The organism is Bacillus sp. VT 712, assembly GCF_001614195.1.
GTDB classification, from domain to species: domain Bacteria; phylum Bacillota; class Bacilli; order Bacillales; family Bacillaceae_H; genus Priestia; species Priestia flexa.
Genome location: NZ_LWBK01000004.1, coordinates 63495 through 83904 on the forward strand (window position 1 = coordinate 63495; position 20410 = coordinate 83904).

A 20410-nucleotide genomic window follows, 5' to 3' on the forward strand; every position below is an offset into this window, starting at 1 on the left:
AAATAGAAAATGGAGGGGAACAATGATGGTAGAACAATCAATATTTCAGCAATTAGTAAATGCTTCTGCTCATGATCGCTACACGTATTTTATCGAGCAAGTAATTAAATGCAAACGAGTTTGGATTGTTCTTGATGAACATAATCAGGTAAAGATGACCGGAAATGATGACAATAAGCGATTAGTACCCGTATGGCCTTGCAAAGAATATGCACAGTGTTGTTTACAGCATGCACCATCTGGCTGCAGAGTCATTGACATTTCTCTTGAGACATTTATGAATGAACTCTTGTTAGGTATGAAGAAAAAGGGCATGTTATCCTCTGTGTTTTGGAATGGATTAGATACTATTATTATCGGTGTTGATCAGCTATTATTCGACTTAGAGTGGGAAATTGGTAAGACAGAGATTATTCATTAACCCTTTTAGGTTTTAGCGGTTTTTATAATTAGATACAGGACCCTTAGACTGTTTTGGGTTTAAATTTTTAAGCTTGTTTTTGAGATAATCCTGTAGGATCTTGCGCTTTTTCTTTCGCTGTTTGTCGCGGTTTTTCATAGGTGATCACCACCTTTCTTTACTTTTATTATACGTAATAATCAGTATTGGTCACTAGTCAAAATAAAAAAATAACCGAAAAGCGCCTGCTTTCCGGTTATTTTTTTTGAGGATCATGAATATCTGAATCGTGCTCTTCCGCAAATTCAGTGCCATATGCAAAACCTTTTCGAAACTCTGTTCTTTTTACAGTACGCGTTCGATTTTGAAAGAAGTGCGCTAATGAGTAGCGATGTACAAGCACTTCAACACCGGTAATAATCGTTGCGGATAAAATGCTTCCCCATGCGATTTGCATATAGTTATTTAATAGAATTGTCCCGAATATCCATACGCTCATATAGGCCAAAATAAAATCAAAAGCAGTAGCTGCTTTATTACCTAAAGCGGGAAGAATAATGCGATCACCTAATATGTAAGATGCAACGGTTACAAAAGCGCTAAACGATAAAATGTCAACAAACGTTGCATCGAAAAATAAATCCAGTCCAATAGCGAACGCAATCATACACGAAATGAATTTTACGATGATAATGGAAATGTGCTTCATGTGTTTTATAAACCTGCCTTTTCTTCTTAGTATGGACGAAGAATTACTTTTTATACAAAAGCAAACTTTATGTAATATTTCTGTGACAAATTTAGATATTAGTTGTAATTTCTTGTTGAATTTTCTAAAATGTAAAAAGATAGAGTCGCATCATATGTATATACGACAACGATGAATCTGACAGGAGGAGCAGGTTGTGAAGAAGATTTTACTATTCACAGTAGCTGCATTATTAGCTACATTTTTTATTGATCGTGCCTATAGTGAACGCAATCAGGCACAGCTAGAGTCTCAATTAGTAGATGAGATAAATAAAACAAAAGAAGAAACGAAAAGCGACTACGCAGTGATTGATTTTAATGAACTCTTTGATTTTAACTGGGATGAAGTATATGTTTTTGGCCCAGAAGCGTCAGTAAAGGATGTTAATAAAGAACTTGGATTTAAATGGTCGGATGCTACATTAAACAGCGTATTAAATAGTCAGGAAAATGTAGTTGTATTTGTAGAAAACAAACAAATTACTCAGTATATAAAAGTTCCCGTAGATTATGGAACCATTATTCCTAAAGAATCTGTAGTGAAAAAAGCGAACAATTAACATTGTTCGCTTTTTTATGCCTTTTTCTGAATCGCCTTTTTACGAGGCTTTCTCGGCTTTAAGTTGGATTGATCGATACTTAGTTTTAACATTTGCATAAGCTTTGTAACGTCTTGTTCAGACTGCTGTTGACTGAAAGAAGCCATAGCGTCTTTGCTTTGAATTAGTTCATGTAGCATATCACGATAGTCGTTATGATGCATTTTTGGTTCAAACGGAGCGGACAACTTATTAATGATTTCCATAGCTGCTTCACGATCTTTGGTTGATAGAGAAGGTAAGGCGTCGACATGAGGCACGTCTTGTACATGGCGAAGCTCTTCATGAAAGTGCAGCGTTTGTAATAAAAGGCAGTCTCCATAAGAACGAATGATTGCAAGCTGCTGCTTGGAATATAGAAAGACCTTTGCAATACCAACCTTTCCACTTAGTGCAAGCCCCTCCAATAAGACGCTATATTCGTACCCACCAAATTCATTGGCTGAAATATAATAACTTTTATCAAAGTAGATTGAATCAATTTCTTCTAGCTCGACAAAATGTAAAATGTCAATGGTCTTACTTTGAGAAAATCGCTTTTTTAGCTCATCTAGCTCATGTTCTGATAATGTCACAAAATGACCTTCACTTGTTTCATACCCCTTAATTAGTTCATCTGATGCAACATCACGTTCACAATGTTCACAGCGCTTTACATGATGGATGGGTTTATAACAAACCGAGTGCAGCGTTCGTAATTTAATGTCCTTGTCTTCAACTGCCCCGTGAAGCTTAATTGGAAATTCAATCAGTCCAAAAGACAGCTGGCCTTTCCATGCTGTATGAAGCAAAAGATCACCTCGTTTTTTTCTATAGTGTGCAACGAGGAAGAGAAGATATGTACATCATTAATTAAGACTATTAAAACGTAAATAGCCTTAATTAATCTATGTTCTAAATAAACAATTTAAGAGAGCATTTGAATAGAGTTTATTCGCTGAAGAAGGGTTGGATAGGAACATAAGCAGTGGGAGAAGTCACGTTGGAGTTTTTGTAAATGGTAATTTCTAGTATGGAATTCTGAAGGGTTCCGACAATTTTTTTATTGGTTAACAAAAAAGGAAAATCAATTGTTTTTTCAATTTTTTCCTCACGTAAAGCTTTTTGAGACGTATGCCGTTTATCATCATATTGCTCATAGCTCACTTGCTTTGTTGCTACAAGAAGAAGAGTTTGTAATTCAACTGATACATGGATATGGTGAGGATGATAGCCAACAAGCTCTACTTCCACAATATAAGTATCTTCCGTTTCGAATAAATCTGCGCGAACAGAATCATAATCTAAATAGCTCATAAAAGGATTTTCCAAAATTAACTCTAGCAGTTCTTGAAAACTTTTTGAGCAATCGTTTTTAGAATGTTTGTTGTTCATACTTGTTTCCTCCGTTATGATACACGTTCTTCCATAACCATCATATGCAAGCTTTCAAAGATTGTGAAATGATGTATAGAAAGGAAAAGATACTGTGACTCGAAATGAACGCAGAAATGATGAAGTTACAACAGAAATTTTATCAGGAGTTATGCCGTTATCTCTTTCAGAAGAAAGAGATAACGAGCTGCCAGAGGAAATTCAAGCGATGCAAGCTAATAAACAAAAAAAGAGCCGCTAAGGGCTCTTTTTTTACATATCGTGACCGCTATTATGCTTTTGACGAGTATGTTGACGATTCTTTACTTTATGAGATCCACTAAGCGGTTCAGGTTGCCCAGTTTGATGTCCTTTAGGTGCGTTTTTATGCATGTCTTTACTATCGTTTTTGTTCATATGAAAGCTCCTCCTTTTCGTTGCTTCTTTCTTAATGTCGCTCATTATAGAAGCATCTATGCTCGGCATTTTTAACCTGTAAAAGAGGGGTATGAATAGCAGAGGGATATGAAACAATACAACAGAACAATGTAAAAAAGGAGAGATATTATGCCATATCATAAAAATAGTCAGCAGGCTTTTCAAGCAGCTCAACAAGGCCATAAACAAACGTTAGATGCGTATGCACAATCAAATATTGTAAAACACGATGCGGCGTATGGGCATGAGCTAAAGCTTCTTAAAGAAGAAATTAATGAAACATATGAACAAATTAACAATGGGCTGGAAACAGCTACTGAAACGCAGCGTCAGCAGCTTACACAGTTTCAGCAGGACTTGCAAGGAATTATGAACGAAGTGAATGAATAAATAGCCAAAAAGCCATGTGAAAACATGGCTTTTTATGCTAGAAATCATGAGGTTTAAGGTATGTGCTTATCTAACACTGATAATCATTATGAACGATAAAGCACGATGTTAAACTAGCTCATTGATTTTTTTTGCGTTTTTTATTATTTTGCTTTTGTTGTTCAGTTAGCGGCTCATTTGAAAATTCTTCATTGTAACCTGCTCCTTTTCCCTGAGCGCTAGCAGCGTTAGCTCCAGGAATGACGTGCTTTGATTTATGATTAGCCATTTTATTCACCTCCATTTTTAATATGCACAAAAGTCGATGAAATATGAATTATTAGAAAATGTTTGTGATTAATGATTATTTTATAAGAAAAACTTATGTAAATTAATAACATTCTTTTTATTTACTTATGTATAACATTATATTAAGATAGATGGTGAAGGGAATAGAGGATGGGGTAAGTAAAATCCTTTATACATAGCATTTAAGGGGGTAATGAAATGACTAAAAAAGACGTTTTTAACGCTCGTTCGTCATTCACAGTTAACGGTAGCACATATAATTATTACCGCTTACAAGCATTAGAAGAAGCCGGTTTAGGAGCAGTTTCAAAACTACCGTATTCAATTAAAGTATTATTAGAATCCGTTCTTCGTCAAGTAGACGGACGTGTAATCACAAAAGAGCACGTAGAAAATTTAGCAAAATGGGGAACTGATGAAATTCAAGAAGTAGATGTGCCGTTTAAGCCATCACGAGTTATTCTTCAAGACTTCACAGGTGTACCAGCAGTTGTTGACTTAGCATCTTTACGTAAAGCAATGGCTGATTTAGGTGGAGACCCAGATAAAATTAATCCAGAAATTCCAGTAGATCTCGTAGTTGACCACTCAGTTCAAGTAGATAAAGCGGGAACATTAGATTCTTTACGAGTAAATATGGATCTTGAGTTTCAACGCAACACAGAGCGCTATAAGTTCTTAAACTGGGCTCAAAAATCATTTGATAACTATCGTGCTGTACCTCCTGCAACAGGAATCGTACACCAAGTAAATTTAGAATATTTAGCAAACGTAGTCCATGCAGTAGAAGAAAACGGAGAGTACTTAGCGTTTCCAGATACATTGGTCGGAACTGACTCTCATACAACAATGATTAACGGTATTGGCGTTCTAGGTTGGGGCGTTGGTGGTATTGAAGCAGAAGCAGGAATGCTTGGTCAACCTTCGTATTTCCCAGTACCAGAAGTTATTGGAGTGAAGCTAACTGGTGAATTACCAAATGGTACAACAGCAACAGACCTTGCTTTAAAAGTAACGCAAGTACTTCGTCAAAAAGGTGTTGTTGGAAAATTTGTTGAATTCTTCGGACCAGGTGTAGCTCAACTTCCATTAGCAGATCGCGCAACAATTGCTAACATGGCACCGGAATATGGAGCAACCTGTGGATTCTTCCCAGTTGATAGCGAAGCGTTAGACTATATGCGTCTTACGGGTCGTGATGAAGCTGATATTCAGGTTGTCGAACAATATACAAAAGAAAACGGCTTATTCTATACTCCAGATGCAGTAGAGCCAACGTTTACAGATGTAGTAGAAATTAACTTAGCCGAAATTGAATCAAACCTTTCAGGTCCAAAGCGTCCTCAAGATTTAATTCCACTTTCAGACATGCAAAGTGAATTTAAAAAAGCGCTAATAGCTCCTGTAAGTAATCAAAGCTTTGGCTTAAGTACTTCTGATGTAGAAAAAGAAGTAACATTTAAGCTTGCTGACGGTACAGAAACAACAATGAAAACAGGTGCAATTGCTATTGCTGCAATTACAAGCTGTACAAATACATCAAATCCATACGTATTAGTAGCGGCTGGTTTAGTAGCTAAAAAAGCAGTTGAAAAAGGATTAGATGTTCCAGCTTACGTAAAAACATCATTAGCACCAGGTTCAAAAGTTGTAACGGGCTATTTACAAAGATCAGGCTTACTTCCTTACCTTGAAAAAATTGGTTACAACGTAGTTGGATACGGCTGTACAACATGTATCGGAAACTCTGGTCCATTAGAAGACGAAATCGAGCAAGCAATTGCAGATAACGATTTATTAGTTACGTCAGTGTTGTCAGGTAACCGTAACTTTGAAGGTCGTATTCACCAGCTTGTAAAAGGAAACTATTTAGCATCTCCACCGCTTGTTGTAGCGTATTCTCTTGCTGGTACAGTTGATATTGACCTGCAGAAAGATCCGATTGGTGTAGGAGCAGACGGTAAAGAAGTATTCTTTAGCGATATCTGGCCTTCTCAAGACGAGATTAAAGAAGTAGTAAAAGCAACTGTAACGCCAGAATTGTTCCGTAAAGAGTATGATCGCGTGTTTGATGATAATGAGCGTTGGAACGAAATTGAAACAAGTGAAGAAGCGCTTTACACGTGGGATAATGACTCAACATATATTCAAAACCCGCCGTTCTTTGAAGGGTTATCTGAAGAGCCAGGTGAGGTAGAAGCATTAAATGACCTGCGTGTTATAGCGAAGTTTGGAGATTCTGTAACGACAGACCATATTTCACCAGCAGGTTCAATTGCAAAATCATCACCAGCTGGCCTGTATCTACAAGATAAAGGCGTTGAGCCAAGAGACTTTAACTCATACGGATCTCGTCGTGGTAACCACGAGGTAATGATGCGCGGTACGTTCGCAAACATCCGTATTAAAAACCAAATTGCACCAGGTACTGAAGGTGGCTGGACAACGTACTGGCCTGAAAATAAAGTGATGAGCATTTACGATGCTTGTATGAAGTATAAAGAAGAAAACACAGGTCTTGTTGTATTAGCAGGTAAAGATTACGGAATGGGAAGCTCTCGTGACTGGGCTGCTAAAGGAACAAACTTACTTGGTATTAAAACGGTTATCGCTGAAAGCTTTGAGCGTATTCATCGTTCAAACCTTGTGTTAATGGGTGTTCTTCCACTTCAGTTTAAAGAAGGCGAAAGCGCTGAAACATTAGGCTTAACTGGAACTGAAACAATTAGTGTTCAAATTGATGAAACAGTAAAACCACGTGACTTTGTAAAAGTTACTGCAACGGATGAAGCTGGGAACAAAAAAGAGTTCGACGTATTAGTTCGTTTTGATAGCGAAGTTGAAATTGATTACTACCGTCATGGTGGTATCTTACAGATGGTACTACGCGATAAGCTTCAATCAAAAACGCACGCATAAGATAGCAGAAGCGCACCTTTTTAAGGTGCGTTTTTCTTTTCGTTTTTCATAAAACGCTTTCGGATATGGTATGATAATAAAAGATTCACATTTTAGGATGATTTTGCATGTTCTTGTACATATATAAAGAAAAAGGGTCTGTAATTTCATAGAAGCTGGCTGAAAGGAGTAAGCATAATGCTAAAAAAAGTTATAGCAACACTTTTACTGGTAGGCTTTGCAAGCTTTGCAGCGTGGCAAGCTTTAGCACCAAAAGATGATGAAGGAGAAAAGTTATCATCGTATGAAGACTTGAACATAAAAGAAGGACAAGCTGAAGTAGCAAATGGAGAGCCGTATGGTTTAGAACCTGGAGATCAAGCTCCTCCGTTTACGTTAAAGGATACACAAGGTAAATCAGTTCAGCTATCAGACTTTAAAGGAAAAAAGATTATCTTGAATTTTTGGGCTACGTGGTGCCCTCCTTGTAAAGAAGAAATGCCAGCTATGCAGCAGTTTCACGACACATCAGGAAAGGAAGTTCATATCCTAGCTGTAAATTTAACGTCGTCTGAAGGTAGTAAACAAAGTGTTTCAACCTTTTTAAAAGAAAACAAACTATCGTTTCAAGTGCTTCTAGATGAAAAAGATGAGGTAGCTACGAAAGCATATCGTGTGATGACAATCCCAACTTCATACTTTATTAATGAAAAAGGTAAAATTGTTAAGCGTATTAACGGACCAATGACGCTAGAACAAATGGAGACCTTTGCGTCTGAAAGCAGCTCATAATGGCTGCTTTTTTTTTGTGAATAAAATGAAACCTTTTCATAGGCATGTTCGTATAGAAAGTATGCTCAAAAATCGATCTTTACTTTAGAAAAAGCTACGTGTTTTAACAAAAAAATGATCAAATTTGGAGCATTTTGAATTTTTTAGGTTTAATGTGAAGGATTATGGCAAAAATAATAGTAATCTATTGTATAGTTATTTTTCAGACTTTTCAAAAATTAAAAAGGATAGGTGATAAAGATGAGAAGAGTAAATAAACGCACGTTTGAAGAGTTAGTAAGAGAGAATAAAAGCAAGTTGTTAGAAGACCAACAAGAGATCGAGCGAATTGAGCTTGCGATTGAAGAGCGTCTAGAAAAACGTATGCTTGAAAAGGCTGAATAGTTCCTTCTGAAACTGGTTACAGTAACAGCAAGGAGGGGTTAACATGGGAAATCCGAAGAAATTCGCCAAACGTTTTGTACCTGACCACATTGGCACTCAGCCGCGAGAAGCCGGTGGTAACAATGGCAAGAAAATGCAAGATAAATCAGGAAAACACCCTCAGGTTATTCAAACAAAGGGAGAATAGAAAGTCGCTGAACAGCGACTTTTTTTGTGTTTTAAAAGGGTGTTATTTTCCACTTATACAAAGAAAAAACCGCTGCATACTAGAGATGTACAAAAAAAGGATTTTAAAGGAGGATTTTACTATGACATGGAGTAAACCAAACCCAGATGATCGTAGCAACAATGTAGAACGCTTACAATCAATGGTTCAAAACACGATTGATAATATCGAAAAAGCTGAGGCTACAATGACGCGAGCGACTGGAGAAGAGCGTGCGAAAATTGAGCAAAAAAATCATAATCGAGAAGTAAGTATAGAGGCAATGCGCAATGAAATTCAAGACGAATCTAAAGCTCGTGAAGAAGGATATCCTAATTCGACTAACTAAGAAACATAAAGGCCAGAATTGGCCTTTATGTTTCTTTTATGTTTCTAATGAACAAGGAAAGGGAATAAACAGCTGATACTACTTATGAGGAGGAGAACTGGTGGGGCGCCTATTAACAAAAAAAGCAACATATCTCATGCTTGCACTTATATTATTACTGACAATTGTCGCATGCTATCATACATATAAGCCGCTACCTGAAGGCGTTTCATACGAAGGAAACGTACACTACGTAAAGGACGTATCGCTGTTATATGACTTAACTTATCAAAGCGGTGATGAAGTTAAAAGCGAGCAGCAAATTTTTCGGCGGATTTTTGAAGCGATTGACAATGCAGAAAACTTTATCGTTATGGATATGTTCTTATTTAACGGCTACTATGACCAAGGTGAAACCTATCCACCTATTAGCGATACGCTAGCGAGAAAGTTAATTGAAAAGAAAAAGGAGCAACCAAACGTAGACATCTATTTCATTACCGATGAGGTAAATACAACGTATGGTTCACATGAATCAGAGTGGCTAGAATCATTAAAACGAGCGGGGATTAAGGTTGTTGAGACAGATGTTACAAAGCTTAGAGACTCCAACCCTCTATACTCAAGCGTTTGGAGAAGTTTTTTACAGTGGTTTGGACAATCTGGAGAAGGATGGCTTGCCAATCCATTTGGTGAGAATGCACCGAAAATTACGGCGAGGTCCTATTTAAAGCTTTTTAATGTAAAAGCTAACCATCGGAAAGTTGTAGCTACTGATAAGACAGCCGTTATTTCATCAGCCAACCCTCACGATGCAAGTGGTCATCATTCCAATATGGCTTTTGAAGTGCAGGGAGATATCATTGGTGAGATTGTTAAAACAGAAAAAGCAGTTGTCGATTTTTCGAGCGATGTACAAATCCCGAAGCTGAGCTATGAAAAAGCTCCGAGCGGTGACATTGGTGTACAGCTATTAACGGAAGGAAAAGTGTATAAAGAAATCCTCAATACACTGGATCAAGTAGAATCAGGGGATGAAGTATGGCTAGGTATGTTTTATCTTGCTGATCGCAAAGTTGTAGAAAAGCTAGTACAATCGTCAAATAAAGGAGCTAAAGTCCGACTTGTTTTAGACCCGAACGTCAATGCTTTTGGACAAGAAAAAATTGGCCTTCCGAATCGCCCTGTAGCTGCTGAGCTATTAGATGATTCAAGCAATAAAATACAAGTACGATGGTATAACACAGACAAAGAACAGTATCATCCAAAAACTCTATTTGTTCGCGGAAAGGACCAGAGTACGATCATTGGGGGATCAGCCAATTTTACAAAGCGTAATTTAGATGACTTGAATTTAGAAACCAATATTAAAATTACCGCAGGATCTGACGAAGATATCTCGGAAGAAATGAATAAATATTTTACACGCTTATGGGGAAACGAAGATGCAACCTATACTCTTCCGTATGAAAAATATGAAAATAAAATGACCATTTTTCAAACATTGCTGTATCGTATCCAGAAGATGCTTAGTTTCACAACGTATTAAAACGCGAGCCGATAAGTAGTGAAACTACACCAATTTGTGGTAATATAGTACCCGTATGATTGCGATGTAGGAGGAAATAAAATCATGATTTCAATAAAAGAAATTGATGTACGCTATAGTGAAACGGACCAAATGGGCGTAGTGTATCATGCAAACTACTTAGTGTGGATGGAATTAGGGCGTACGCAGTTTATTCGAGATTTGGGCTTTAATTATGCTGAAATGGAGAAAGATGGTATCTTATCACCAGTCATTGACATTAACGTTTCCTATAAAAAGCCACTTCATTACGGAGAAACAGCTAAAATTCAAACGTGGCTTGATTATTATGATGGCTTGCGCGTTGTGTATGGATATGAAATTATAACGCCAGATGGAAGTATTGCTCTAACTGGAACTTCTTCGCATGTTTGCGTGAAAAAAGAAAACTTCAAGCCGATTTCCATTCGAAAGCAGTTACCGGAATGGCATGCAGCTTATGAAAACGCTAAAAAAAGCAAAGAGTAAAAAAAGCATCGATGTATAGTCGATGCTTTTTTTATTATGCTTCGTAAATAAATTCAGGTTCACTTGCCTCTTCATTAAAGACAACTTTTAAATCATGACCATCGAAATACCAAAGATCTTCTTCTTCTACAAAGAATGTTAAACCATTAACTTCAGCTTTGACACCGATATTGGACGGCTGGTCTTTATTAATACCAAGCGAGAATCCTTTTTGAACATTACTACAACCACCGTAGCGAACGAAAAAGCGCAAATGTTCATTGCCTTCTAACATCATTTCATCTTTGTACCATTGGGCAGCTTGTTCTGTTACGTTTAATTTCATTGTGTGTGCTCCTTCCATCACTAGGTTTCCTTTCTTATTATAGTAGAAAAAAGCTAAAATTACCATTAATACAATTGGATGAACGTGGAAGGGTAAAAAAGATAGTCAAAGGAGTTATAAAGTAAACAATGTTCTAAATAACCACTTTGACTACCTTCTTCATTTAAATTCATAGGGCTTCTCAATTGTTTCCCAGCAATGAATGCAATAACGACTGCTTTGCGTTTGTTTATGAATCTTTTTTTCACGCTTACACATTGGACAGCGGCTCGGCTTCATCTCAATCACCTCCTACTGTCAGTATAGCTAAAAAATATAAATGTATTCGCTTACAACGATGAAAATAAAAGAAATGAAGGCTTTTTACCTTCATTTCTTTTTTGAGAAAAACGTAACTTTTGGTTCCGTCCCTTGACGAATTCGACCAAGATTCGCGCGGTGGCGATAAATGACAAAAAAAGCCAAGAATCCAACAATGATGATTAAAATTAGTTCGCCTGTAAATAGTGTATAAATAAATGCAATGATACCTGCAATCATTGAGGATAGCGATACATACTTGGTGATGTATAAGCAAATGAAGAAGCAAGCAAGCAATGTTAAAAATAAAAGAGGCTCATAAAATAATAAAACACCTGCAGATGTGGCAACGGCTTTGCCACCTTTAAACTTCGCAAATAGCGGATATGTATGTCCAATAACGGCGAATAAACCGACGAAAAGAGGATGAAGTCCTGAATGAAACAAAACAGCTAATGAAGTAGCAAACGTTCCTTTTAAAATGTCTCCCAGCGTTACAAGGATACCTGCTTTTACTCCTAGCGTTCGAAAGCTGTTGGTCCCTCCTAGGTTTCCGCTCCCATGTTCACGTATATCGATGCCATATCCCCATTTTCCAACAACTAGTCCAAAGGGAATAGAGCCGATGATATAGGCCAGAATAGGTAATAGATAATCCATTTGACAAAAGCTCCTTTATCTATATATCGTATCTATTTTACCATGAGATAGCAAAAACACCATACATAGTTTTTCAGCAGAGTCTTTTTTTCTGTAAGTTTGAAGGAAATGTTTACAAAATACTAAAAAACGGGTAACATATGCAGGAAATTTATTTTATACATCGAACGTTTAAGCATAAAAGGAGATGAAAAGTGTGACAGTTCAAATTCCATCACGTGAAGAATTAGGAAAGATTCTAAAAGATAGTAAGCGAATTGCAGTAGTAGGGCTATCAGATAATCCAGAACGAACGTCGTATATGGTTTCAGAAGCTATGCAAAAAGCTGGTTATGAAATTATACCAGTTAACCCATTAGTCGATGAAGTATTAGGTGTGAAAGCCGTAAAATCATTAACAGATGTTGAGGGGCATGTTGATATTGTAAACGTGTTCAGAAGATCTGAGCATTTATTAGATGTTGCGAAAGAGTTCTTAGAAATTGATGCGGATATTTATTGGGCTCAGCTAGGACTAATAAATGAAGAGGCATATGAACTTTTAGCAAGTAAAGGCTATACGGTTGTTATGGATCGTTGTATTAAAGTGGAACATGCGTTAACGAAATAAATCTTTGATAGGATATGAAAAACCCATGCGTGAATGGAAGCATGGGTTTTTCATATCTTCGATCAAATGACTGTTAGACAACGCTTCAAAGGTCATCTATAATCAAGGGATAGAGCTATATAAGCTTTTATAATACGGAAATATGTGCTAAAATCGTTTAAGTGTGCTAAAATAGAAACGTATGTTCTTACTGAGCGGATGAAACACGAACAAGTAAAGATAAACATATAAAAGGCAGCGCACTGCTGTCTTCTACATAATGAGGAAAGTGTGTTTGTATGGAAGGGGTATGTATGAATGGCTCAAAAGCAAAAGTTTAATTATAACGAAGATGCAATTCAAGTATTAGAAGGATTAGATGCTGTTCGTAAACGACCAGGAATGTATATAGGAAGCACAGATACAAGAGGGCTTCACCATTTAGTTTATGAAATTGTCGATAACTCGGTTGATGAGGCGCTAGCAGGATATGGTGAAGAAATCATTGTAACCATTCACCAAGATAATTCCATTTCAGTGCAGGATAAAGGGCGCGGAATGCCGACCGGTATGCATAAATTAGGAAAACCTACACCTGAAGTTATCTTAACAGTACTTCATGCTGGAGGTAAGTTTGGGCAAGGTGGCTATAAAACAAGCGGTGGTTTACATGGTGTAGGTGCATCGGTTGTAAATGCGTTATCTGAATGGTTAACGGTTACAATTTACCGCGATGGTACCATCTATGAACAACGCTTTGAAAACGGCGGGAAACCCGTTACAACGTTAGAGAAAAAGGGAACAACGAGAAAAACAGGAACGACCATTCATTTTAAGCCGGATCCATCCATTTTCTCAGCAACTGTTTATAACTTTGATACATTAAGCGAACGCTTACGTGAATCGGCGTTCTTGTTAAAAGGTTTTAAAATTGAACTAATTGATAAGAGACATAATCAGCACGAAGTGTTTCACTATGAAACGGGAATTGAAGCTTTTGTTACATATTTAAATGAAGAAAAAGATACGCTGCATCCAGTTGTTTCTTTTGAAGGTTTTCAGAATAATATTGAAGTAGAATTTGCGTTTCAATTTAACGATGGTTATTCAGAGACGATTTTATCCTTTGTTAATAACGTTCGTACAAAAGACGGTGGAACGCACGAATCCGGAGCAAAAACGGCGATGACACGTGCGTTTAACGAATATGCAAGAAAAGTAAATCTTCTAAAAGAAAAAGATAAAAACCTTGAAGGGACGGACATACGTGAAGGATTAGGTGCGATTGTTTCTGTTCGTATCCCAGAAGAACTTCTTCAATTTGAAGGTCAAACAAAAGGGAAGCTCGGGACAAGTGAGGCACGTTCATCTGTAGATGCTGTTGTTTCCGAAAAGTTAGCGTATTTTTTAGAGGAAAATCCAGACGTAAGCTCGCTGCTTGTAAAAAAAGCCATTAAAGCTGCTCAAGCAAGAGAAGCTGCGAGAAAAGCAAGAGAAGACGCACGTAACGGTAAAAAAAGAAAGCGTCAAGAAACGGTTCTAAGCGGTAAGTTAACACCTGCACAATCACGTAATCCACAAAAAAATGAGCTATATTTAGTTGAGGGAGACTCTGCTGGTGGTTCTGCTAAACAAGGTCGTGACCGTCGTTTTCAGGCTGTACTGCCTTTGAGAGGTAAAGTTATTAATACTGAAAAAGCGAAGCTTCAAGACATTTTTAAAAACGAAGAGATTAGTACGATTATTCACGCAATTGGCGGCGGTGTTGGAGCTGAATTTGAAGTGGATGATATTAACTATGACAAAATTGTCATTATGACCGATGCCGATACAGATGGAGCTCACATCCAAGTACTACTTTTAACATTCTTCTATCGCTATATGAAACCATTAGTTGAAGCAGGAAAAGTATTTATTGCCCTTCCGCCTCTGTATAAAGTAAGCAAAGGAACTGGAAAGAAAGAAGTTCTAGAATATGCTTGGAGTGATGAAGAATTAGAAGGGGCGATAAAAAAAGTTGGCAAAGGCTATATGATTCAGCGTTATAAAGGTTTAGGAGAAATGAATGCAGATCAGCTATGGGAAACCACTATGAATCCTGATACAAGAACGCTTATTCGTGTGCGCATTGATGACGCAGCCCGAGCAGATCGTCGTGTTACTACGCTAATGGGGGATAAGGTAGAACCAAGACGAAAATGGATTGAAAGTAACGTAGCGTTTGGACTAGAAGAAGATCCAAATATTTTAGATAACGAAAATGTAGTAACGGTCTCAGAGGAGGATGTACAATGACACAAACAGAACGATTTTTAGATTTACCTCTTGAGGATGTAATTGGCGACCGCTTTGGACGATATAGTAAATATATTATTCAAGAGCGCGCGCTACCCGATGCAAGAGACGGATTAAAGCCGGTACAGCGCCGCATCTTGTATGCAATGCATGTGGAAGGAAACACGGCTGAAAAAGGGTTTCGTAAATCAGCAAAGACAGTTGGTAACGTAATCGGTAACTATCACCCGCATGGAGATTCCTCGGTTTATGATGCGATGGTGCGTATGAGTCAAGATTGGAAAGTACGAAACGTACTTGTTGAAATGCACGGGAACAACGGTAGTATTGACGGTGATCCACCGGCAGCAATGCGTTATACGGAAGCACGTTTATCAGCAATAGCATCTGAGTTATTACGTGATATTGACAAACAAACGGTAGAGTTTGTTCCTAACTTTGACGACACTAGCGAAGAGCCGACGGTGCTCCCAGCCATGTTCCCGAGTCTACTTGTAAATGGCTCAACTGGAATTTCTGCCGGGTATGCTACTGAAATTCCACCTCACCATCTTGGAGAAGTCATTGACGCAACGATTATGCGAATTGATAACCCATCAAGCTCAGTTGAGGAGCTAATGACCGTCATTAATGGTCCAGATTTTCCAACTGGGGGTATTATACAAGGCATTGATGGAATCAAAAAAGCTTACGAAACAGGTAAAGGGAAAATAATCATTCGCGGAAAAGCAGAAATTGAAGATGTGCGCGGCGGAAAGCAACAAATTGTGATTACAGAAATTCCGTTTGAGGTGAATAAAGCAAACCTTGTTAAAAAAATGGATGAGCTTCGCATTGATCGCAAAGTAGAAGGCATTGCAGAAGTTCGTGATGAAACCGATCGCACAGGTCTGCGAATTGTCATTGAATTAAAAAAAGATGCTAATGCACAAGGTGTCTTACACTATTTATATAAAAATACTGATTTACAAGTGCCTTACAGCTTTAATATGGTAGCTATTTCAAAGAAACGACCGAAGTTAATGAATCTACCAAGCATTTTGGATGCTTATATTGAGCACCAGCGTGAAGTCGTAACCAATCGGTCGAAATATGAATTAACAAAAGCGAAGGAACGCGAACACATTGTTGCAGGTTTAATTAAAGCTTTATCCATCTTAGATGAAGTAATTGCCACCATTCGAGCGTCAAAAGACAAGCGAAATGCGAAGGATAACTTAATCACGCAATTTGACTTTACAGAAAAGCAGGCAGAAGCAATCGTTTCCTTACAGCTATATCGCTTAACAAATACTGATATTACAGCGTTAGAACAGGAGTCAAAAGAGCTTACAGAAAAGATTACAGAGCTAGAGGCCATTCTAGCAAGTGAAAAAAAGCTTTTTAACGTTATTAAAAAAGATCTTCGCCGCGTGAAAAAGCAGTATGGTGACGAGCGCCGCGCAAAGATTGAAGCGGAGATTGAAGAAATTAAAATTAACCTAGAAGTTATGGTTCCTTCTGAAGATGTCATTGTGACGGTCACAAAGGATGGCTATGTCAAACGCACAAGCTTACGCTCATATTCAGCTTCGAATGGGCAGGATTTTGGTATGAAGGACACGGATCGGATTCTTTCAAAGTTAGAAATTAATACAACAGAAACGCTCTTAATTTTCACAAGAAAAGGAAACTATTTATATCTCCCTGTACATGAACTTCCTGATATTAGATGGAAGGATATGGGGCAGCATATCATGAACATTGTTCCAATTGATAAAGACGACCATATTGTGAAAGCCATTCCAATTAAAGAGTTTAAAGAAGATTACTATTTATTATTCTTTACGAAAAACGGCATGATTAAAAAATCTGAGTTGCTACAGTATAAGGCGCAACGTTATTCTAAAGCTCTAGTCGCTGTGAATGTAAAAGGTAATGACGAAGTAGTTGATGTGTACGTAACAAATGGCAAGCAGCAGGTCTTTATTGCCACTCGCCAAGGATACGGCTTATGGTTTGCTGAAGAGGAAGTCAATGTTGTTGGAACGCGCGCTGCAGGTGTAAAAGGAATCAATTTGAAAGAAAATGATTATGTCGTTAGCGGAGCTGTTTTTAGTGAAGAAAAAGTGAAGGAAACAGATTTATTTATTACAACGCACCGAGGTGCTATTAAGAAAACAAAAATGACAGAATTTGAGCAGTCATCTCGAGCGAAACGTGGATTAGTAATGGTTCGTGAATTAAAAGCAAATCCTCATCAAATTACAAAAGTGAAGATTGTCACGAAGGAAGATGAGGTTGTGATACAGTCTGAGAAAAATCAAACAGAGCGCATTGATCCAGCGTCAATGCGACCAAGCGATCGCTATAGCAACGGTTCATTTGCAATCGATCAAGCGGAATCCGGGGACGTTATTGATATGTGGATTGAAAAAAAAACAAAATAATAAACTAAAAAGAGCGCTGTTTTGCAGCGTTCTTTTTAGTTTATATAGATTCTATATAAACTATGTTCTAAATAATCAATATAAATAAAAAATAGCAGCTAAGAAAATATCAACATGAACAGAGAATATCAACATGAACAGAGAATATCAACATGAACAGAGAATATCAACATAAAAATAAAGTAGGCATAATGAAAGGAAGTGTATTTTTATGGGATATTACCTTACCGTTGATCAAAAGGGTACGAAAATATATGTTGAAGACATTGGGAGTGGAATGCCTATACTGTTTCTTCACGGCTGGCCAGTTAATCATACAATGTTTGAATATCAGTTTAATGAGCTTCCGAAACATGGGATTCGCTGCATTGCAATAGATTTACGCGGGTTTGGAAAATCAAGTCGACCGTTCAAAGGCTATACATATAACTCATTAGCCGACGATGTTCGAGCAGTTATTCACGCCTTACAACTTTCAGCTCTAACGTTAGTTGGTTTTTCAATGGGAGGAGCAATTGCCCTGCGGTATATGAGTAGACATTTAGGATTTGGTGTGAACAAACTGATTCTAGCTGGTGCAGCTGTCCCTAGCTTTATTAAAAGAGACGATTTTCCTTATGGACTTTCTAAGGGAGAAGTAGATAGCATCATTCAAGCGACGTATCAAGATCGACCAGCTATGCTCGCCGATTTTGGCCAGAAATTTTTTAATTCAAAAATTAGCTCTTCTTTTAGAGATTGGTTTCAATTACTAGGTCTAGAAGCTTCAGGTCACGGAACGATTAAAACAGCAAAGTCACTGCGTGATGAAGATCTCCGTGAAGACTTGAGTCAAATTTTTGTAAAAGCGTATATTTTACACGGAAAGAAAGATCAAATTTGTCCGTTTCCTTTAGCTGAAGCCATGCATAAAGGAATTGAGGGTTCAACGTTAATTCCTTTTGAAAAGAGCGGTCACGGCCTTTTTTACGATGAACAAAAAAAGTTTACTGAAACCTTAAAAGACATTGTTTATTCTGCTGCGAAAAGAGATTGACTGCAACGAGGATATAAAATTATGGTGATAAACGGTCTTCTATAGGCAAATCGGTGGAATTCCTACCAAAAGCCTTTCTTTCTAAAAGTTTACTTATTTCCTATTCCGGTCGTTTGTGAATTTGGAAAATACAAGGAAAACGAATATAAAGCGTCCCTGTTTCTAATAAAAATATCTGGTGGAAATCTGTAAGGAGGGTTTTAATGAGAAATAAAAAGCTATTCAATAGCAAGGAAATTATGGATTCGCCTATTGTTCCTGAATGGGGAAAAGCGGTTTTTAGTGATTTTAGTCAAGACATGCTTTCTGAAGAGAACCCTTTCCCCTGCATTTTAGGAGTAGAGGGATTAAAAAAAGATTTGCTGCGATTTGCGTTTGTGTCTTCACCATATAATTATAAAGATATCAGGCTCTGTGCAGATGCACTTAAAGAATATATGGCATGCTTTCGCACATTAGGTCGCTATACATCATTTGTTGTGTTCTTTGAGCCTGAATATAAAAAACGTACGATGATTCAGTATGAAACGATGTTTTGGGATACCCTCACATTTTTACATCGAATTGATGGAAAGCCTTGGCCCGAAGAAATCCCCAAAAACCCTAACGATCCTCTATGGGAGTTTTGTTTTGAAGGTGAGCCAATATTTGTTGTCTGTAATACGCCTGTACATGAATTACGAAAAAGCCGAAAGAGCAGCAGTTTCATAATTACATTTCAGCCTAGATGGGTGTTTGAGGGAATGACTCCTCATACAAAAATGGGACAGCAAGTTCAAAAAACGGTTCGGAATCGACTTGAAGATTACGACAAAGTTGAAGCGCATCCTCATCTAGGATGGTATGGAGATCAAGAAAATCATGAATGGAAGCAGTATTTCTTACGAGATGTTAACAACTCGTTCCCAACAGAATGTCCATTCAAGCTAAAAAGGAGTGAAAGAGATGGAGTTAAAAAAAGCCTTTATTAAAAAAGGAATTGGCGGTGGTCTTGAAGAAGTTATACATGAACTACTTCCAAAACATACCGGTTATGTAGAGGTTCAACATGATGTTGCAGGGCAGGAACACCCAAGTCATACTCACCCTACCGACGAGATTCTTCATATTATTAAAGGATCTATTTATTTTACAGTTGAGGGAGAAACAACTCAGTGCGAAGCGGGAGATCGTATTTATTTACCAAAACACACAAAGCATGCGTCAAAAGCTGATGTGAATGGTTGTACGTATGTAATCTCCATTTTAAAATTTTGATGAAAGAAGTTGATGACTGGAATGATTCAATCAAACCCTGTTTTAATCATAATAGATGTACAAAAAGGTTTTGAACAAGATGCTTGGGGAACTCGTAATAATATTCATGCAGAAGATAATATGCTCACTCTTTTACAAGCTTGGAGGAGACAGCAGTTTCCGGTTATTCATGTCCAGCATGCTTCAAAAAGCGAAACATCTCCTCTTTTTCCAGGGACGGAAGGATTCCGTTTCAAAGAAGGTTTCGGTCCTGTTGGTGATGAATACTTAATTCGAAAGCATAAAAATAGCTGTTTTATAGGAACAGAACTGGATAACTATCTGAAGGAAAACGGATACGATACGCTTATACTAGTAGGTTTAACAACGAACCATTGCGTCTCTACAACGGCACGCATGGCAGGAAACTTAGGTTATCGCACTTACGTCATCCACGATGCAACTGCGTGTTTCAATCTGTTATCATATGACGGTGAAACAACTTTTGCAGCAGAAGATGTTCATCGCTTAAGCTTATCATCTCTTCACAATGAATTTGCAACGGTTACTTCAACATCCGAAGCCCTACGCGTACTGCAATCCTATCAATATATAAAATGAGGCCTGATGCTTTTGCATCAGGTTTTTTGTGTAGATTA

The 20410-nt window shown here is 37.6% G+C and carries 25 protein-coding genes; 18 read left to right on the forward strand and 7 right to left on the reverse strand.

Annotated features, from left to right (window positions below; all coding sequences use genetic code 11):
• Positions 1–22 precede the first annotated feature (22 nt).
• Entirely contained in the window at positions 23–421 is a 399-nt protein-coding gene (locus tag A2U94_RS02890) for a DUF2750 domain-containing protein (RefSeq protein WP_025911147.1), read from the forward strand.
• A 235-nt stretch (positions 422–656) separates the two neighbouring features.
• On the opposite strand, the gene A2U94_RS02895 is transcribed toward A2U94_RS02890, so the two are convergent.
• The gene (locus tag A2U94_RS02895) at positions 657–1109 is read right to left on the reverse strand and encodes a YndM family protein (RefSeq protein WP_025911146.1); all 453 of its coding nucleotides are present in this window, start codon (positions 1107–1109) and stop codon (positions 657–659) included.
• Positions 1110–1305: 196 nt separating this feature from the next.
• On the opposite strand from A2U94_RS02895, the gene A2U94_RS02900 reads away from it, so the two are divergent.
• Positions 1306–1710: a hypothetical protein gene (locus A2U94_RS02900; protein WP_025911145.1), complete on the forward strand. Its 405-nt coding sequence runs from the start codon at positions 1306–1308 to the stop codon at positions 1708–1710.
• A gap of 14 nt (positions 1711–1724) precedes the next feature.
• On the opposite strand, the gene ku is transcribed toward A2U94_RS02900, so the two are convergent.
• Together ku and A2U94_RS02910 are read right to left on the reverse strand one after the other, a co-directional pair.
• The gene (ku, locus tag A2U94_RS02905) at positions 1725–2540 is read right to left on the reverse strand and encodes a non-homologous end joining protein Ku (RefSeq protein ID WP_025911144.1); all 816 of its coding nucleotides are present in this window, start codon (positions 2538–2540) and stop codon (positions 1725–1727) included.
• 139 nt (positions 2541–2679) lie between these two features.
• Complete coding sequence (locus A2U94_RS02910) at positions 2680–3123, reverse strand: Hsp20/alpha crystallin family protein (protein ID WP_025911143.1); 444 nt, start codon at positions 3121–3123, stop codon at positions 2680–2682.
• A 94-nt stretch (positions 3124–3217) separates the two neighbouring features.
• On the opposite strand from A2U94_RS02910, the gene A2U94_RS21030 reads away from it, so the two are divergent.
• The gene (locus tag A2U94_RS21030) at positions 3218–3364 is read left to right on the forward strand and encodes a hypothetical protein (RefSeq protein ID WP_156413425.1); all 147 of its coding nucleotides are present in this window, start codon (positions 3218–3220) and stop codon (positions 3362–3364) included.
• An 11-nt stretch (positions 3365–3375) separates the two neighbouring features.
• Here A2U94_RS21030 and A2U94_RS02915 read toward each other — a convergent pair whose 3' ends face one another.
• Positions 3376–3519 carry a small acid-soluble spore protein P gene (locus A2U94_RS02915; RefSeq protein WP_061784644.1) on the reverse strand — a complete coding sequence of 48 codons (144 nt, stop codon included), beginning with the start codon at positions 3517–3519 and terminating at the stop codon, positions 3376–3378.
• 150 nt (positions 3520–3669) lie between these two features.
• On the opposite strand from A2U94_RS02915, the gene A2U94_RS02920 reads away from it, so the two are divergent.
• Positions 3670–3930 (forward strand): hypothetical protein, encoded by a 261-nt coding sequence (locus tag A2U94_RS02920; RefSeq protein ID WP_025911141.1) that lies wholly within the window; start codon positions 3670–3672, stop codon positions 3928–3930.
• A 118-nt stretch (positions 3931–4048) separates the two neighbouring features.
• Here A2U94_RS02920 and sspO read toward each other — a convergent pair whose 3' ends face one another.
• Positions 4049–4198 (reverse strand): small acid-soluble spore protein SspO, encoded by a 150-nt coding sequence (gene sspO, locus A2U94_RS02925; protein ID WP_025911139.1) that lies wholly within the window; start codon positions 4196–4198, stop codon positions 4049–4051.
• Positions 4199–4416: 218 nt separating this feature from the next.
• Here sspO and acnA point away from each other — a divergent pair, with 218 nt between their 5' ends.
• The 7 genes from acnA (at position 4417) to A2U94_RS02955 (ending at position 10881) form a co-directional block, all read left to right on the forward strand.
• Complete coding sequence (acnA, locus tag A2U94_RS02930; RefSeq protein WP_025911138.1) at positions 4417–7137, forward strand: aconitate hydratase AcnA; 2721 nt, start codon at positions 4417–4419, stop codon at positions 7135–7137.
• Between the two features lie 177 nt (positions 7138–7314).
• Positions 7315–7908, forward strand: a complete 594-nt coding sequence (locus tag A2U94_RS02935) for a peroxiredoxin family protein (RefSeq protein WP_025911136.1) — start codon at positions 7315–7317, stop codon at positions 7906–7908.
• A 240-nt stretch (positions 7909–8148) separates the two neighbouring features.
• A complete protein-coding gene (locus A2U94_RS20530; protein WP_076512981.1) occupies positions 8149–8292 on the forward strand; it encodes an FbpB family small basic protein in 144 nt (47 codons plus the stop codon).
• A 43-nt stretch (positions 8293–8335) separates the two neighbouring features.
• Positions 8336–8479: an acid-soluble spore protein N gene (locus A2U94_RS02940; protein WP_025911133.1), complete on the forward strand. Its 144-nt coding sequence runs from the start codon at positions 8336–8338 to the stop codon at positions 8477–8479.
• Between the two features lie 121 nt (positions 8480–8600).
• Positions 8601–8846, forward strand: a complete 246-nt coding sequence (tlp, locus tag A2U94_RS02945) for a small acid-soluble spore protein Tlp (RefSeq protein WP_025911132.1) — start codon at positions 8601–8603, stop codon at positions 8844–8846.
• Between the two features lie 100 nt (positions 8847–8946).
• Entirely contained in the window at positions 8947–10374 is a 1428-nt protein-coding gene (locus tag A2U94_RS02950; RefSeq protein WP_025911130.1) for a phospholipase D family protein, read from the forward strand.
• Positions 10375–10458: 84 nt separating this feature from the next.
• On the forward strand, positions 10459–10881 hold the full coding sequence (locus A2U94_RS02955; RefSeq protein ID WP_374699981.1) for an acyl-CoA thioesterase: 423 nt from the start codon (positions 10459–10461) through the stop codon (positions 10879–10881).
• Positions 10882–10915: 34 nt separating this feature from the next.
• Here A2U94_RS02955 and A2U94_RS02960 read toward each other — a convergent pair whose 3' ends face one another.
• Both A2U94_RS02960 and plsY read right to left on the reverse strand, forming a co-directional pair.
• The gene (locus A2U94_RS02960; RefSeq protein WP_025911127.1) at positions 10916–11206 is read right to left on the reverse strand and encodes a HesB/YadR/YfhF family protein; all 291 of its coding nucleotides are present in this window, start codon (positions 11204–11206) and stop codon (positions 10916–10918) included.
• 369 nt (positions 11207–11575) lie between these two features.
• The gene (plsY, locus tag A2U94_RS02965; protein WP_025911125.1) at positions 11576–12166 is read right to left on the reverse strand and encodes a glycerol-3-phosphate 1-O-acyltransferase PlsY; all 591 of its coding nucleotides are present in this window, start codon (positions 12164–12166) and stop codon (positions 11576–11578) included.
• Positions 12167–12353: 187 nt separating this feature from the next.
• On the opposite strand from plsY, the gene A2U94_RS02970 reads away from it, so the two are divergent.
• The 7 genes from A2U94_RS02970 (at position 12354) to A2U94_RS03000 (ending at position 20372) form a co-directional block, all read left to right on the forward strand.
• Positions 12354–12776: a CoA-binding protein gene (locus A2U94_RS02970; protein WP_242531504.1), complete on the forward strand. Its 423-nt coding sequence runs from the start codon at positions 12354–12356 to the stop codon at positions 12774–12776.
• A gap of 297 nt (positions 12777–13073) precedes the next feature.
• Positions 13074–15050, forward strand: a complete 1977-nt coding sequence (parE, locus tag A2U94_RS02975) for a DNA topoisomerase IV subunit B (protein WP_025911122.1) — start codon at positions 13074–13076, stop codon at positions 15048–15050.
• The gene (gene parC, locus A2U94_RS02980) at positions 15047–17479 is read left to right on the forward strand and encodes a DNA topoisomerase IV subunit A (RefSeq protein WP_025911120.1); all 2433 of its coding nucleotides are present in this window, start codon (positions 15047–15049) and stop codon (positions 17477–17479) included. Before parE ends, parC begins: the two co-directional genes overlap by 4 nt.
• A gap of 211 nt (positions 17480–17690) precedes the next feature.
• A complete protein-coding gene (locus A2U94_RS02985) occupies positions 17691–18515 on the forward strand; it encodes an alpha/beta fold hydrolase (protein WP_025911119.1) in 825 nt (274 codons plus the stop codon).
• Between the two features lie 203 nt (positions 18516–18718).
• Complete coding sequence (locus tag A2U94_RS02990; RefSeq protein WP_025911117.1) at positions 18719–19486, forward strand: YqcI/YcgG family protein; 768 nt, start codon at positions 18719–18721, stop codon at positions 19484–19486.
• Entirely contained in the window at positions 19461–19772 is a 312-nt protein-coding gene (locus A2U94_RS02995; protein WP_025911115.1) for a cupin domain-containing protein, read from the forward strand. Before A2U94_RS02990 ends, A2U94_RS02995 begins: the two co-directional genes overlap by 26 nt.
• A 21-nt stretch (positions 19773–19793) precedes the next feature.
• Entirely contained in the window at positions 19794–20372 is a 579-nt protein-coding gene (locus A2U94_RS03000; protein ID WP_025911113.1) for a cysteine hydrolase family protein, read from the forward strand.
• Positions 20373–20410 lie beyond the last annotated feature (38 nt).

Bases quoted from the DNA above. Each gene is read 5' to 3' on its own strand.
- A2U94_RS02890 (WP_025911147.1), top strand. From the start codon at position 23: ATGATGGTAGAACAATCAATATTTCAGCAATTAGTAAATGCTTCTGCT.
- A2U94_RS02895 (WP_025911146.1), bottom strand. From the start codon at position 1,109: ATGAAGCACATTTCCATTATCATCGTAAAATTCATTTCGTGTATGATT.
- A2U94_RS02910 (WP_025911143.1), bottom strand. From the start codon at position 3,123: ATGAACAACAAACATTCTAAAAACGATTGCTCAAAAAGTTTTCAAGAA.
- A2U94_RS02915 (WP_061784644.1), bottom strand. From the start codon at position 3,519: ATGAACAAAAACGATAGTAAAGACATGCATAAAAACGCACCTAAAGGA.
- A2U94_RS02920 (WP_025911141.1), top strand. From the start codon at position 3,670: ATGCCATATCATAAAAATAGTCAGCAGGCTTTTCAAGCAGCTCAACAA.
- sspO (WP_025911139.1), bottom strand. From the start codon at position 4,198: ATGGCTAATCATAAATCAAAGCACGTCATTCCTGGAGCTAACGCTGCT.
- acnA (WP_025911138.1), top strand. From the start codon at position 4,417: ATGACTAAAAAAGACGTTTTTAACGCTCGTTCGTCATTCACAGTTAAC.
- A2U94_RS02935 (WP_025911136.1), top strand. From the start codon at position 7,315: ATGCTAAAAAAAGTTATAGCAACACTTTTACTGGTAGGCTTTGCAAGC.
- A2U94_RS20530 (WP_076512981.1), top strand. From the start codon at position 8,149: ATGAGAAGAGTAAATAAACGCACGTTTGAAGAGTTAGTAAGAGAGAAT.
- A2U94_RS02940 (WP_025911133.1), top strand. From the start codon at position 8,336: ATGGGAAATCCGAAGAAATTCGCCAAACGTTTTGTACCTGACCACATT.
- tlp (WP_025911132.1), top strand. From the start codon at position 8,601: ATGACATGGAGTAAACCAAACCCAGATGATCGTAGCAACAATGTAGAA.
- A2U94_RS02955 (WP_374699981.1), top strand. From the start codon at position 10,459: ATGATTTCAATAAAAGAAATTGATGTACGCTATAGTGAAACGGACCAA.
- A2U94_RS02960 (WP_025911127.1), bottom strand. From the start codon at position 11,206: ATGAAATTAAACGTAACAGAACAAGCTGCCCAATGGTACAAAGATGAA.
- plsY (WP_025911125.1), bottom strand. From the start codon at position 12,166: ATGGATTATCTATTACCTATTCTGGCCTATATCATCGGCTCTATTCCC.
- A2U94_RS02970 (WP_242531504.1), top strand. From the start codon at position 12,354: ATGAAAAGTGTGACAGTTCAAATTCCATCACGTGAAGAATTAGGAAAG.
- parE (WP_025911122.1), top strand. From the start codon at position 13,074: ATGGCTCAAAAGCAAAAGTTTAATTATAACGAAGATGCAATTCAAGTA.
- parC (WP_025911120.1), top strand. From the start codon at position 15,047: ATGACACAAACAGAACGATTTTTAGATTTACCTCTTGAGGATGTAATT.
- A2U94_RS02985 (WP_025911119.1), top strand. From the start codon at position 17,691: ATGGGATATTACCTTACCGTTGATCAAAAGGGTACGAAAATATATGTT.
- A2U94_RS02990 (WP_025911117.1), top strand. From the start codon at position 18,719: ATGAGAAATAAAAAGCTATTCAATAGCAAGGAAATTATGGATTCGCCT.
- A2U94_RS02995 (WP_025911115.1), top strand. From the start codon at position 19,461: ATGGAGTTAAAAAAAGCCTTTATTAAAAAAGGAATTGGCGGTGGTCTT.
- A2U94_RS03000 (WP_025911113.1), top strand. From the start codon at position 19,794: ATGATTCAATCAAACCCTGTTTTAATCATAATAGATGTACAAAAAGGT.